We start from the raw sequence: 14,153 nt of genomic DNA, 5'->3' as shown, positions 1-14,153 counted from the left end.
TGCCACGCCAGATTCAGTTGACTAACGTCACGCATATGGCGTGCAAGCATTGGTTGATATTTTTGTTTCTTCTTATGGGGTTTGCCCCACCTGTGACGGCCCAGCACGCAGCCTTGAGTGAGGCGGAGGTCAGTGCTTCGGGTGAGGCCTATCTAAGTGCCATTCGGTTGCGCGGTGTGGACAGCCGTGTGGTTTATTATGATCCCACCCGACCGGCCCCGCCGTTGGAAACCACACAAGCCTTGCAGTCCGAACGCGAAGAAGACGCCGACGGTCCCGCCGGGCGTCTGACGTTTGAGGGTCTGCGTGTTTCTACCCTCGTGATCGCAAGCTTTATCCTGTTTGGCATCGTCTATCTGTTTGTGGTCTTCGGGGGCCGCTTGCCGGTGTCTTTCCTGCGCAATCCCGGTGATGGCGGCAAGGCAGGACACCGTCAGAGAGCGGCAAGCAAACCCGGTGATGCGCAGCCCCTGGCCATTGATGCCGTCTTGCGCATGGCCGACCGGCGTGCCGCACTGGTGGCACTGTGCAAAACCCTGCTGGCGCGCGCTGTCTCGGCTCAGGGTGTTTTGTTGCAGGATAGCTGGACCGACCGCGATGCGCTGCGCAGTGTGCCACGCAGCTTTGCGCAGCGTGATGCGTTGCAGGCGCTGGTGTTTGCAAGTGAACGTGTCCAGTTCGGCGGTCGTGACGTGACCGAGGATGAATTTCGCGGCCATCTGGACCGCCTGCGCCCGATGCTGACGCAATGACGCAGGTGGATCAAAACACCCCGGACGCACCAAAGATCGGGGCGGATAAGCTGATCCTTGGGTTGCTGGCCGTGCTGATTGTCGGCGCGCTGTTTTATGTGATGTCGCAGCGCCAACAGGCATTGCGCAGCTCACCCGCCGGATTGAATGGCTTACAGGTCTGGATGTCGTCGCAAGACGCGGATGTGCAAAGCTTTGTGGGGGGGTGGTCGCTGAATACAGATGACATCGGTTTGCTGATCCTTCCGCTTTATGACACCGACCTGACGGCGGATCGCGCGCTGCCAGAGACGCAAGAAGAGTTGATTATCCAGCAGGACGAATACGATCTTTTCCTTGATGTGGTGCAGGATAAGGCAAGTGAGGTTCCGACGATGCTGGTCCTGCCCAAGTGGCGCACCGGGATGCGGCTGACAGGTTTGGTGCACCCATTGTTGTTGGTCGAACGTGAGCGGTTGACGCAAACCCTGGATGATGTGCTGGACGTTGATCAGCTGGCGTTTTCCTATGGGCGTGAACCTTTCGTGTCCTTTTCAAACCGGCAAACTGCGGGCCCGCATGAGGCCGTGATCTATGCCGCACAGACCTTTGCGGCCAAGGGCTGTCGGCCCATTCTGGGCAGTGCTGATGCGATGATCCTGGCGGAATGTCCGCTGGCATGGACTGATTTGCAGGAAACGGTGCTGGTGCTGTCTGACCCTGATCTGATCAACAATCATGGGCTTGTTCTGGGCGGCAACGCCTTTTTGGTCCGTGATCTATTGACCGCGCTTGCCGCTGATAAGTCGATCGTCATCGACTATAGCCGCGATAACTGGCTGACCCGCATCGAAGATCAGGTGCAGCGCGACCGCACATGGGCCGACCTGATGCGGTTCTTTGAGCCGCCCTTTGCGTTGATGTGGATCGGCTTTGCGATTGCGACGTTCCTGACGCTGTGGCGCGCGGCGCTGCGGTTTGGCCCGCAGCGTCCCGAACCTGACGGCGTTGGGGCCAGCAAGATGATGGCCATCGGTGCGCGCGCCCGTTTGATGCGCCTGTCAAACCGTGATGGTGCGCTGGTATCGGACTATAGCAAGGCCCGGTTGGCTGCCACGGCAACGGCCCTTTTTGGTGCCGCCCACGCCCGCGCGCTATCAAACCCGCAGGCGTTTCTGGCCTATACCCAACGCCGTCATCCCAAACACGCCAAGGCCTTGGCTGAAATACTGAACCTGATGTGGTCAATGCCCGATAGCGCAACACCTGCGCAGGCCATGGCCGCCGTCGCTGACCTGGACAGAATACTGGAGCAAATCACGCATGACACTTGAAGAACTGACCGCACTTGCGGATCAACTGCGCGCCGAGATCGGCAAAAAGGTCCTGGGGCAGGAAGAGGTCGTTGATATGCTGATCACCGCCCTTTTTGCGCGGGGGCATGTGTTGCTGGAAGGGCCGCCCGGAACCGCCAAGACCTTGCTGGCGCGCAGCTTTGCCGCGGCCATGTCGCTGGACTTTGGCCGCATCCAGTTTACCCCTGATTTGATGCCGGGGGATGTGCTGGGCACCTCGATCTTTAACTTTCAGACCAATGATTTCATTCTGACCAAGGGTCCTGTCTTTAGCGAGGTTCTGCTGGCGGATGAGATCAACCGCGCCCCGCCCAAGACCCAGGCCGCCCTGTTGCAGGCGATGAACGAACAGGTGGTGTCGATTGACGGGGCGGATCATTCGCTGGGCAATAACTTTATCGTTGTCGCCACCCAGAACCCGATTGAACAGCAAGGCACTTATCCTTTGCCCGAGGCGCAGTTGGACCGCTTTTTGTTCAAGGTCATGGTTGATTTCCCGGATGAGGCCGCCGAAATGGCAATCCTGCAACAACATGCTGCCAAACCGGTGAACGCCTCTGGTGAAACCGATGGTATCACGCCGGTTCTGACCGCTGAAACCCTGGCCGCCAGCCGTGCAGTGATTGACGGGATCATTCTGGATGACAACATTCTGGCCTACATATTGCGCCTTGTCCGGGCGACGCGTGAGACTGCTGATATCGCTTTTGGTGCCTCAACCCGTGCGGCTGATGCGCTGGCTTTGGCCACGCGGGTGACGGCCGCGTTGAATGGGCGTGACTTTGCGATCCCGGATGATGTCAAACGGCTGTTTGCGCCAGCGCTGCGGCACCGTGTGGTGCTGGGCCCCGCAGCCGAGATTGAGGGGCAGTCGTCGGATATGGTGCTTGAAAACATCCTCAACCAGATCGAGGCCCCGCGCTGATACGCCCATCGCGCAGATTTTTGGCGGCTGCGGTGGCGGCGCTAACCTTTACCGTGCTGGTATCGGTCATTGGCGGCGCGTTACAGGACGTGGCCCTGTTGCCGTGGGTTGCGCTGGCGCTGATGTCTGTTGCTGATCTGGTCCTGTCACCGCGCCGGGTGGGGCCTTTGCGCAGTGAACTGCCGCCTGAGGTTTTCGTGGGTGAGAGTTTTACCCTGCGCCTGATGGATGACCCCAAGGGTGTCGCCCAACAGATGCGGTTTGATTGGCCCGAGGGGCTGAGTGGCCCTGCCGAGGTTGATCTTGATCCAATGCAGGACCGCGCCGATATCACTGTGCGTGCCAAACGGCGCGGCGTTTGGACCTTACCCTATGTGTGGTTCATTTGGCCGTCCCGGCTGCGCTTGTTTGAATTTGTGCCCAAGCGTGCCCTTGGTGCTGAAATCCGCGTGGTGCCGAATATCCGCGCGATCCAATCGGGGGCTTTGACTACAACGGTGGTCAGTACGCTTTTCGGGATGAAGGAAAACCGTGCCATCGGCGACGGGTCCGAGTTTCATCAGCTACGGGACTTTGTGCAGGGGATGGATGTGAAATCTATCGACTGGAAACGATCCGCGCGCAAACGGTCGCTGGTCGCCAAGGAACTGCGGGCCGAGCGTAACCACCATGTGATCCTTGCCATCGACAACGGGTTTTTGATGCGCGAGGAAATCGGCGGATTGCCCAAGATCGACCATGCCGTTACCGCCGCCCTTGCCGTGGCATGGGCCGCGTCCATTGGTGGTGATCTGGTGGGCCATTATGCCTATGACGTGCGGCCCCGGTCATTCGCCAAGCCGGAACCGGGGCGTGCCGCTTTTGTCCGCCTGCGCAGCTGGGCGGCAGAGCTTGACTATGTCAGCCGCGAAACGAACCACACGCTTGCCCTGACCGAATTGAACGCCCGCACGCCCAAGCGCAGTCTGATCGTGATCTTTACAGACTTTGTCGACACGACCTCGGCTGAGTTGATGATCGAAAACATCGGTATCCTGTCCAAGCGGCATCTGATCATCTTTGTCGCCATTCGTGACCCCGATATTGAAGGGATCGTGGATCAACCCCCTGATGATCTGTCAGGTGTTGCGACCCTTGTGGCCGCGAACCAGTCTATTGCGGAACGGCGGCTGGTGCTGGAACGGCTGAACCGTCTTGGTGTGACGGTGATTGATGCCAAGCCCGCGCAGGTCACGGGGCGGTTGATCTCGGCCTATCTGGACATCAAAGACCGGGAGCTGATCTGATGGTTGATAATGCCACATTGATCAGGTCGGCGCGGTTCCGTCAGGAACGCGAAGCCGATTGGCTGCGTCTGGAAGGGCTTGTCATGAAAGCCGAAAAATCCGGCGCGCAGACCCTGCAATTTGACGAGGCCCGCGATCTGGCATCGCTGTACCGGCAGGCGACGACGTCGCTGGCAATCGCGCGCGAAATCTCGCTTGATAAGGCGTTGCTGGCCTATCTGGAGGCTTTGGCGGCGCGCGCCTATCTAAGCGTTTATGCCCCGCAAGAGCGGCTTGGCGGTGTCTTTGGCCGGTTCTTTGCCACCAGTGCACCGCAGGCGATGCGTCGCTCTGCGCTTTATATCGCGCTGGGTTTCTTGTGCATGGGTTTGGGCGCCTTGGTGGGCTATCTGCTTTATATGGAAAGCGCTGACTGGTATTACGTCTTTATGCCGCCCGGGCTGGCCGATGGGCGCGGGCCAGAGGCGTCAACCGCATCGCTGCTGGCCGTCATCTACGACACCGACCCGCAGGCGGCGGGCCTTGGGGCCTTTGCCACTTTCCTGTTTTCGCACAACACGCGGATCGCGATTTTTGTCTTTGGGTTGGGTGTTTTTGCCTGCCTGCCTGCCATTTTGCTGACGTTTTACAATGGGCTGATCTTTGGATCGTTCTATGCGCTGCATGTGGATCGCGGGATTGGCTGGGATTTGGGGGGATGGCTGTCGGTGCATGGCGTGACCGAGCTGTCGGCGATCTGCATCGCGTGCGGGGGTGGTCTGCAACTGGGTGCTGCGGTCCTGTTCCCTGGACAGTACAGCCGCAAAGAGGCGTTGCGGCTGGCGGGCAAGGATGCCGTGAAGCTGGCACTGGTTGCCGCACTCATGCTGCTGGTGGCGGCACTGCTGGAAGGCTTTGCGCGCCAGTTGGTGCAGGACCGCACGACCCGCTATGTGATTGGCTGGGGTGTGGGGCTGTTGTGGCTGGCGTGGTTTACACTTGGCGGGCGGCGCAAGACATGAGTATCGCCATGACCCGCGCCCAAAAGCGTGCCGCACGCGCGCAATCCGCCGCGCAGATCATTCCGCCTGAGGGCGTGCCACTGACTTTGCCGATTGCAGGGGTTGGTGTGCGGATCGCGGCGCAATTCACGGATATCTTCATTACCGGTGCTTTTGCGCTCTCAATCCTGATCCTGTTGGGAATGTTGGGTTTGACCGGCGTTTCGGCGTTGGGTGGGTTGGCGGCGCTTTTGTTCTTTGTGATCCGCATCCCATATTACGTTCTGTCCGAATTGGCGTGGAACGGGCAAACCATCGGCAAGCGGATGCTGAAAATCAAGGTCGTGTCGCATACCGGCGGGCCTTTGACGACGCATGCGCTGGTCCTGCGCAATATCATGAAAGAGGCCGAGGTGTTTTTGCCCGGCACCTTGGTTTTGACCCTCGACCAAAACACGCAGATCGCATCTTGGATCAGCTTTTTGTGGATCATGATGGCCTTGGCGATCCCGTTTTTGAATCCGCATCGCATGCGCCTTGGTGATATGCTGGCCGGGACGCATGTGGTGCATCTGCCGCAGCCGATCCTGCTGGCCGATCTTGCACGCGCCAAGCCCGACCCGGCAGTATCGGATCAAAAGGGGTTCGTGTTCCTGTCGCATCAGCTGGACCACTATGGCCGGTTCGAATTGCAAACGCTGGAAAGCTTTCTGCGCGCCCAGCAACAACCCGGCAATAGTGCCAGCCACAAGCAGCGGCGCGAGACGCTGGCGGCCATTGTCGAACGGATCCGCAAAAAGATTGGCTTTGCTCAGGCGGTGCCGCCTGCCGACCACCTTGCGTTTTTGCAAGCGTTCTACAACGCGCAGCGCGGGCATCTGGAGCAACGCCAGTTATTCGGAGACCGACGCCACGACAAGCACTACAGCACAAAGGACACACCGGGCGAATGACCGCGCGTGATCCGAAAAAGGACTTGAAACCTCTTTATTGGAGTGTTGGACTTTGGTCTGTCGGGGGCGACAACGCGATCAAGGTATGAATTCATAAGGATACCATTATGACAGACACATTTAACCCGGCCCAGAAAGCACCCCTTGGTGTCGGTGCAATCATCTCAAGCAGCTTTTCCATCATGTTTGGGAACTTCGGCAAGGTCTTCCTGCTGGGTTTCATAGGTGCTTTTGTTGGCTTTATCGTCAATTTTGCCTTCCTCGGTTTCGGTATGGCCACCGGTGTCGGCGATCCCGTGGTTGATCCCAATACGATATTGATCGGGTCGATCTTTTCGATGGTGATCAACCTTGCGATTTACGGATTGGTGACCGCGTTGCTTATTCAGCTGGCCTATGATGCCAAGCTTGGGCGCAGCAACAGCTTTGGCACCTACTTCAAAACAGCACTGCCCGCTATTTTCCCGATCATCGTTTTGACGATTGTGATCACGATCCTGTCCGGCATTGGCGCCATTGCCCTGCTGATCGGGGCGCTTTGGGTTTATGCGGTGTTTTATGTGATGGCACCGGTGGCCGTCATTGAACGCGGCGGCTTTGGATCGCTTGGCCGCAGTGCCGCACTGACCAAGGAATACCGCTGGCCGATTGTCGGACTGTTCATCGTTGTCATGCTGCTGTCCGGCGTTCTGCAGTTTATCGCGACTTTCGCCATTGGCGCGTTGGGTGTGGCGGCCGGTGGCACTGGCGGGCAGTTGATCGCAGGCATTGGTCTGGCGATGATTTCGGGGCTGGCCTATGCCTTTGGTGGTATCGCAATCGCCTTGGTCTATGCGCGCCTGCGCGAGATCAAAGAAGGCGTTGACGTCGATCAGATCGCCTCAGTGTTTGAGTAACTGGCACTAGCACAGATACTAATGAAGGCACCGACAGCATGCAGCGTTGTCGGTGCCTTTTTGTATTTGCCAACCTGATCTTGTCGGTCATCAAAAACAGCGCATAATGCGCAGCATGCAGGCTGGCCCCAAATATCGCACACCCAAGGATGACGCTGTTGAGGCGGATATCTTCGATCATGATCCGGTAGACGAGGACGACCTGTGGTTCTTGCCCGGTCCCGATCATGCCACGCTGGATGCGCCACATGATCTGCCATTGCCGCAGGCCGACCAGACGCCCTTGGTGGATGTTGCCGCCTGGGTGGCGGCAGAGGCGGCTTTGGCCCGCCCGCTTGCCGATCTTGCTTTGCAGGTGGGGGCTCTGACGGCGCGATTGGCCGCTGGACCTGCGGGATGGCGGCAGCGATTGGCCCTGCGCGAGGCGGCTGATCTAAGCTGGCTTGCCGGGGACCGGGTCCCGATGGAGCGTTTGGCGTTGTGGCTGACCTTACGATTGGCGGGCGACAATGAGGATGCGCAAGCGCTGGCTCGCGCGGGCTGGGCTGTGCGCCGCCTGCAAGGGGGGGCCGGGCCTGCGGATGATCTGGCGGCGTTTCTGGGGCGGCAATCAGAAGAGGGCCAGGTGCAGCTCGACCACCAGATTGCCGACTGGACAGAGGTGATGGGACAAGCGCAGCAGTTGCACCCGCTCAGCCGGGCGGCCCTTGGGTTTCACATCTGGCCGGTTGTGGGCCTGTCCGCAGGGCACGCGATGGGCGGGGCGGCTCCGTTGCCATTGATGGAGGCCGCAGTGGTCGCCGCGCGCTATAGTTTACAAACCGGCGATGGGTTATTTGTGCCTTTGGCCTTGGGCGGAGCAGGGGGGCTGCGCGCGGGCGGCACGCCGCAGGACCGTTTGCAACGCTGGATTTCCGGGGCCGATCACGCAACACGGGCCGGGGTGCGGATGCTTGACGCGGTCAGCGCATGGGAAGCGCAGGCCAATGAGGTCTGCGCCGGACTATCAGGGCGCACACCGCCACAACTGCTCCGGCTTTTGTGCGACTGGCCACTGGTCAGCGCACCGATGGCCGAGGCGGAAACCAGCGCCAGCCGGGCGGCGGTGCAACGCAACCTGAACTGGATGACCAAAGCAGGCATTATCCGCGAGGTTACAGGGCAAGGGCGATACAGGTTCTGGACGGCAGCGGTGTGACGTGAGTGCAGCGGGTCTTGATGCAGTTTGCGTCTTCGAAACAGCCATCCATCAGTGCTGGATGAATGTCTGCTTGCCCATTTTTGGATCGTCCCGGATCAGGAACACCAGTACACCCGCAAATACCGCAAGCCACACCGAAGACCACCACACCCAGTGATATTGCGCATAGATATCATAGAGCAGGCCGCCAAAATAAGCGCCGAGAGCTGCACCAATCTGATGTCCTGCAGAGATTAAGCCAAACGCCAGCCCCATGACCCCTTTGCCGATATGTGTGGCCACAAGGCTCGCGGTGACTGGAACAGTCGAATAGTCCACCAAGCCAAAGAGGATGGAGAAGAAGATCAAGACTTCAAAACTGGTTCCTACGTTGATTAAGATGATGAAAGTCACTCCGCGGATCAGGTAGATTATGCCAAGCAAAAGAGGCCTGTTCATGCGGTCCGTCAGCCATCCGGCCAGGATCATGCCGAAAAGATTGACGGCAGACAAAAGCCCATAGGCGGTGGCAGATGGCACTGGCCCAAAGCCACAGAATGAAGCGTAAGGAAGAAAGTGCGTCTCAATCACGCCGGATGTGGTGTAGCCGCAGATGAAGTAGCTCCAGAACAATATCTGAAACGCGGGCAGTTTCAGAATGCGGCTGAGGTCTTGCCAGACGTTGGATTGCGCGAAAGCCGGTTCAGCACTGTCAGACGTTGATTTGGCGTGATTGGGAAACCACCGATAGACGCAGAACATGACAACAAGTGTTCCGGCACCAAGAGCCAAAAAAGCCATGCGCCAGTCATAAACGCTGATCAGCAGTGCCAGCAGGGGCACAAAGATGAATTGACCACCGGTTGAGCCGGATGTCGCAATACCTGTCGCCAGCCCTTTGTTTTCGGTGACTTCCTGTTCAACAGCGGTCGAGACGACATGCGTTGCAACCAGACCAAATCCGACCGCTGCGATCCCGCTGAAGGCGAGAAAGAACGCGAGCGGACTGGTGGTTGCGGCGACAAGAAAACACCCGGCCGCGAGGGCCGAAAGGCCGATCAACAAGATCGCCCGCGCGCCCTGTTTATCGACAAGCCGGCCACCAAATGGCGCGATCGCCGCCATAACCAACAAAGCCAAAGCCGCGGCACCTGATGTAAAACTGCGCGACCACCCCAACTCTTGCTCAAGGACGGGCATGACCAACCCAAGCGCTGCGCGGGCCGAGAACGTGAGCGCCAGAGCGACAAACGAGAGCCCGATAATGAGGACAGATCGGTGATTTTGGGATAGGTTTGCCACTGCTGTGCCTTCTGGTTGCTTGTGCGATTGTGTTTACACAGTCGCCAGCTTGGCCTAAATGACAGTATGCAATCAAAAACAGCCAAAGTAGATCTATCACAAGACCACGACGTCAAACGTGTGGTCTTTGTCATTTACCCCGGCGTGACACTGTTGGATGTCACCGGACCATTGCAGGCGTTTTCCAGCGCGAACACGACAGAGGTTGTGAACGGCAGCCGCATCTATGACGTCGTGATCGCGTCGCCACAGGGCGGACCGGTGATGACGGATTGTTTGGTCGAACTGGGCAGCATGTCGCTTGAGCAGGCATCGGCCTGCTCTATTGATACGTTGATCGTTGCAGGGGGTCAGGGTGTGTTCGATGCTGTTGAACAACAAGACCTCGTTGAATGGATACGGACTGAAAGTGCGCACAGCAGACGGGTGGCATCGACATGTATGGGGTCTTTTCTGACTGCTCAAGCTGGGCTGTTAAAGGGCCAAAGCGTCACGACGCACTGGCGTCAGGTGGATGAACTGCAAAGGCGGTTCCCAGACGTCGAAGTGAAACGTGACCCCCTTTTCGTGCGCAACGGGAACATGTGGTCATCAGCTGGCGTAACCGCTGGCATCGACCTCGCCCTTGCAATGATCGAAGAAGACTTGGGCCACGATGCTGCAATGCAGGTGGCGCAAGCGCTGGTTGTCTTTTTCAAGCGCCCCGGTGGGCAATCTCAGTTCAGCGACATTCTGAATATCCAAGCCGCTGAAACCGACGGGTTGTTTGCCGATCTCCATGCCTGGATCGCGGGCCATCTGCAAAGTGATCTGAGTGTTGCGAAGCTGGCCGAACGCTTGGCAATGAGCCCCCGCAGTTTTTCACGAAAGTACAAGGAAAAGACCGGCCTGACGCCTGCCAAAACGGTTGAAATGATGCGGGTGGATGCCGCTAAACGCGCGCTTGTTCGCAGCGATCTTTCGCTTTCCAAGATTGCCTTCAATGCCGGGTTTTCTGATGAACAACGTTTGAGACGGGCATTTCAACGGCATGTTGGTGCATCCCCAATGGCGTATCGCGAAACATTCGGTGAGTAGTGGACGTGATCTGCAAATGCCGGATAGCGCCACAAGGGTAATCCGCAGCGCGGACACGTCGGGTCAGACCCCAGCCACAGCGCAGAACCTCAGGAAACTCGCAAAACGCGTTGCGCATCCAGAACCAACAGGCTGACAGGAACAGCCCAACGGCAGCGCCAACGCCGACTTCTTCAACAGTATGCAGGACTTTGCGGACATTTGCGAAGGGTGCGCCCATGATCGCTCTTAGGAACCGCTGCTATTCACAACGAGAAACCAACGACGCTGCCGGTCTGCCGCCTGGGTCAGGACTGGAAATGCCTGATCATTGCGGCAACACCGTCGCGGTAGGAAGTGGGCACGAAGTCGGGAAATCGCCGCCGGAACTTGCCGTCTGACATGATGTAGTCGCTCTTGTATTGGTAGTTCATTTCATGAACCTCGCGGATCAGCGGCTTGAACACAGACAGACCGCGCAGGATCAAATCGGGAACATGTATCACCTTGTGGGAGGTTCCGAGCTGTTCGTTAAAAAGCGCGGCCATGTCTGACACGCGAACGGCTTGCCCGACAGGTAGATGAAATTCTTCGCCGTAAGCGGCATCGTCCAGCGCGAGTGTCACCAGTGCGCAGCCGATGTCTTTGGTATAGGCATATGTGTGCTGCGGGCCTTCGGGCATAGCAACTTGTGGCGGCTTGTCTCGCAGCATATTTTCAAGAAAGCTGATGTAGAAGGGCGAATTCACCGCGCCCGGGCCGTAGAAATCCGCCGCGCGTCCGACTGTCGCCCGCACGCGACCGGCACGATGCGCCTCCATCAGGATCTCGACCGCGGCCTTGCGCGCCGCGCCTTTTCGCGAAGGCGGTTGGCGCGACGTGGTCTCATCAAAGGGCACCGGGAGTGGTGCGGGCCCGTAGAGATAGATGTTGTCGAGATAAACAATCCTGGTCCCTGTTTTCTCACAAGCTGTGATCAAAGCCCGAGAAATTGCCGGAAAACCGGTCGTCCAGAGATCGGAATTGTAGGGCAGGCCGACGCAGTGATACACGACGTCCGCGTCGCTCAAGACACGCGTCAGGGCATTGGCATCCATCGCATCGGCATCGGCACGGGTCAGCGCTTTTCCATCAAGGCCGTTCGCCGCAATGGCCTCAGTGGTCGCACGACCGATGGCCCCATCGGCTCCGAGCACTGCGTGATATCCCATCCCCAGGTTTCCTTCCTGCCAGTGACGCTGTTTATCATCGAAAGGCGCCACGGAATAGTCGAAAGGCAATCGAAAGTGGTCGAGAAACAGTAGCATGTTGGGAAAGAAACCAGACACTCGTCCAAAGCGCAGCATTCGACGAAAACGACCGAACCTGCCGTTCGCTGCGGTTGCAAACGTCTTTTGGTTCAGTTTTGCACGCCGATGTCCGCAGTGCGGGACAGAGTGTGAATTCGCTCCGGTTACGCGAACGGCCGCATTAAGGTGAATTAAAACTCAAACAGCAGAGTGCCCGATGCGTTGCACCGGGCACTTCTTTCTCGAGTCACTTCAAGATTACTTGATAGCGAGGATGTCGAAATTGTGGACGTTTGCCACCACACCGTCATCCCATCCGCCCAAGACCAATTCTGAAGCCTTTTCATTCAGTAGTCCGGCGACTTGTCCGGCAAAGTGCGCTTCGCGGCCTGAGTTGTCGGCAAAGATGTCGAAGATGGCGAAGTTGTTCTCGTCAATCTGCAGCGCAGCCCAGAACAGTGTCTTAGGTTCGGTGTCTGCGACGATGGGGCCGGCTGCGGTCAGCAAGGCTGCCAATTCGGGGCCTTTGCCTGGTGCCGCTTCGAGCTTGATGTAAGTAGCGGTCGTTGCCGTGTAGAGATCAATCGGCTCTTTCACAGACAGGACATCGGAATTGTTGATATTCGCGACCACACCGTCGTCCCATCCCCCGGCGACCAGCGCGTCAGCGTTTTGGTTCAAAGCCGCGGCAACAGCTCCTGAAAAGTGAGCATTGCGTGCGTCCTCATCGGCGAAGATGTCAAAGATAGCGAGTGTATCGTCAGCTTGAAGTGCAAACCAAAGCACAGTGCCTGGCTCTGTTTCCTTCACAATCGGGGCCGCTCCGGTCAGAAATTCGGCGAATGCTTCGGTCTGGCCTTCAGCGGCGGGCATGGCGATGTAGCTGGCAGTGTGATTTTCCATTGGGTTGTCCTGTGCAGTTGCAGAAGTTGTGATCAAAGCCATTGCGGCGAGTGTCTGAAGGATTTGCGTTTTCATGGTCGTCTCCTGATTTGAAGTTCATCGTGTTTGGTTTCGATGCATTCTTTTCCCATGCCGGATGCCTCGGACTCCAATTCCGAATTTCTATTCTTTGATAGACATGGACTATCGAAGTTGTTTTGATGGACTAAATTGAAAGGTGACGGGAAACGCAGCGATGGAAATGAACCAGATCAGGTATTTTCTCGCTGTCTGCGAGCACCGAAACTTTACCCATGCCGCCAGTGCCTCCAATGTCTCCCAACCTTCCTTGACGACTGCGATCAAAAAACTTGAAGACGAGCTTGGAGGTGACCTCTTTGTAAGGGACCGAGCGGGATGCAGGCTTACGGCCCTCGGAAAACTCATGCAACCAAGGCTGCAGAAGGTTCATGATGAGACGCGACAGGCCAAGGCAGAGGCGGTCCGTCATGTGCGTTTGGAGCGGATTCCAATCTCTGTCGGTGTTGGCGAAACGATTGGACACAACAGAATTTCGGCAGCTATGGAGCGTATTCGTACGCGATTGCCGCAAGCCGAAATTGAATTGATCGTGGCATCATCTTCCGCGCTTCTTACCGGATTGCGAGATGGTGAATTTGACGTCGTCGTCACGGCAGAGAAGGTCAATGAAGACCTCTATCGCATAGATCAGCTCTATGAAGAGGACTACAAGGTAGTGGTGTCAAAGTCGCACCCGTTGTCTGAACGAGATGCCATTTCTCTTTCTACCCTTGCTGAAACTGACATGCTTGACCGACCAAATTGCGAAATGCGGGATGCTTTGCATGAGACATGTGCGGATCATGGTCACGAACTCTACGCGGCCTATCGGTCAAATCGCGTGGATTGGTTAGTTGAACTTGCGAGGCAAGGGTCAGGTGCGGTGATCTTGCCGACAACGGCAATTCCCGCAGTCATGGGTCTAGTGTCGATACCGATCGATGGCCTTGAAATATCACGAACTGTTTCTGCTCTTCGTTATCGGCACCAAACGACGAGGCCGGAGACAAATGATCTGATCCGCGAGATTGCGCGCGCGCAGGCGTAATAAAGTCGATAACCGACATTCGTGCGCTCCGCAGCATGCGGGTCTTTGGGCTTATTTCGTTGAAAAACTCTTTGTTGATCGCAGCCTAAGTTGCTGATTCAATTCTTCCTAGATGGAGGGATTGGCGATGATGGGACCGAAGCAGGAAGCGCAAGCTGCGCTGTTCTACGAGTTCTCGCTAGAAGGCCA

13 protein-coding genes are annotated in these 14,153 nt (G+C 57.5%); 10 read left to right on the top strand and 3 right to left on the bottom strand.

Annotated elements, in window-relative coordinates:
* Positions 1-74: 74 nt before the first annotated feature.
* From MWU60_RS17140 to MWU60_RS17105, 8 genes are all read left to right on the top strand, one after another.
* Positions 75-752 (top strand): DUF4129 domain-containing protein, encoded by a 678-nt coding sequence (locus MWU60_RS17140; protein WP_247228618.1) that lies wholly within the window; start codon positions 75-77, stop codon positions 750-752.
* Positions 749-2,065, top strand: coding sequence for a hypothetical protein (locus MWU60_RS17135; protein ID WP_247228617.1), 1,317 nt, complete (start codon positions 749-751; stop codon positions 2,063-2,065). The genes MWU60_RS17140 and MWU60_RS17135 overlap by 4 nt, the downstream gene beginning before the upstream one ends.
* The gene (locus MWU60_RS17130) at positions 2,055-3,011 is read left to right on the top strand and encodes a MoxR family ATPase (RefSeq protein WP_247228616.1); all 957 of its coding nucleotides are present in this window, start codon (positions 2,055-2,057) and stop codon (positions 3,009-3,011) included. Before MWU60_RS17135 ends, MWU60_RS17130 begins: the two co-directional genes overlap by 11 nt.
* A 32-nt stretch (positions 3,012-3,043) precedes the next feature.
* Positions 3,044-4,297: a DUF58 domain-containing protein gene (locus MWU60_RS17125; RefSeq protein ID WP_247228615.1), complete on the top strand. Its 1,254-nt coding sequence runs from the start codon at positions 3,044-3,046 to the stop codon at positions 4,295-4,297.
* Positions 4,297-5,298 carry a stage II sporulation protein M gene (locus MWU60_RS17120; protein ID WP_247228614.1) on the top strand — a complete coding sequence of 334 codons (1,002 nt, stop codon included), beginning with the start codon at positions 4,297-4,299 and terminating at the stop codon, positions 5,296-5,298. Before MWU60_RS17125 ends, MWU60_RS17120 begins: the two co-directional genes overlap by 1 nt.
* A complete protein-coding gene (locus MWU60_RS17115; protein ID WP_247228613.1) occupies positions 5,295-6,230 on the top strand; it encodes an RDD family protein in 936 nt (311 codons plus the stop codon). The genes MWU60_RS17120 and MWU60_RS17115 overlap by 4 nt, the downstream gene beginning before the upstream one ends.
* Before the next feature lie 107 nt (positions 6,231-6,337).
* Positions 6,338-7,126 carry a hypothetical protein gene (locus MWU60_RS17110; protein ID WP_247228612.1) on the top strand — a complete coding sequence of 263 codons (789 nt, stop codon included), beginning with the start codon at positions 6,338-6,340 and terminating at the stop codon, positions 7,124-7,126.
* Between the two features lie 106 nt (positions 7,127-7,232).
* Positions 7,233-8,324 (top strand): helix-turn-helix domain-containing protein, encoded by a 1,092-nt coding sequence (locus MWU60_RS17105; protein ID WP_247228611.1) that lies wholly within the window; start codon positions 7,233-7,235, stop codon positions 8,322-8,324.
* A gap of 51 nt (positions 8,325-8,375) precedes the next feature.
* On the opposite strand, the gene MWU60_RS17100 is transcribed toward MWU60_RS17105, so the two are convergent.
* Positions 8,376-9,608 carry an MFS transporter gene (locus MWU60_RS17100; RefSeq protein ID WP_247228610.1) on the bottom strand — a complete coding sequence of 411 codons (1,233 nt, stop codon included), beginning with the start codon at positions 9,606-9,608 and terminating at the stop codon, positions 8,376-8,378.
* A 66-nt stretch (positions 9,609-9,674) separates the two neighbouring features.
* Between MWU60_RS17100 and MWU60_RS17095 the strand changes: the two genes are divergently transcribed.
* On the top strand, positions 9,675-10,685 hold the full coding sequence (locus tag MWU60_RS17095; protein ID WP_247228609.1) for a helix-turn-helix domain-containing protein: 1,011 nt from the start codon (positions 9,675-9,677) through the stop codon (positions 10,683-10,685).
* A gap of 287 nt (positions 10,686-10,972) precedes the next feature.
* Here the strand turns inward: MWU60_RS17095 and MWU60_RS17090 are convergent, their stop codons facing one another.
* A complete protein-coding gene (locus MWU60_RS17090) occupies positions 10,973-12,010 on the bottom strand; it encodes an NAD-dependent epimerase/dehydratase family protein (RefSeq protein WP_247228608.1) in 1,038 nt (345 codons plus the stop codon).
* A gap of 201 nt (positions 12,011-12,211) precedes the next feature.
* Complete coding sequence (locus MWU60_RS17085) at positions 12,212-12,931, bottom strand: hypothetical protein (protein ID WP_247228607.1); 720 nt, start codon at positions 12,929-12,931, stop codon at positions 12,212-12,214.
* A gap of 160 nt (positions 12,932-13,091) precedes the next feature.
* Here MWU60_RS17085 and MWU60_RS17080 point away from each other — a divergent pair, with 160 nt between their 5' ends.
* Positions 13,092-13,964 (top strand): LysR family transcriptional regulator, encoded by an 873-nt coding sequence (locus tag MWU60_RS17080; protein WP_247228606.1) that lies wholly within the window; start codon positions 13,092-13,094, stop codon positions 13,962-13,964.
* The last annotated feature ends 189 nt before the right edge of the window (positions 13,965-14,153 follow it).

Source organism: Yoonia sp. F2084L (assembly GCF_023015625.1).
In the GTDB taxonomy this organism is placed as follows: domain Bacteria; phylum Pseudomonadota; class Alphaproteobacteria; order Rhodobacterales; family Rhodobacteraceae; genus Yoonia.
The sequence above is the reverse complement of the archived record's forward strand: the minus strand, read 5'-3'. Positions and strand labels throughout refer to the sequence as shown.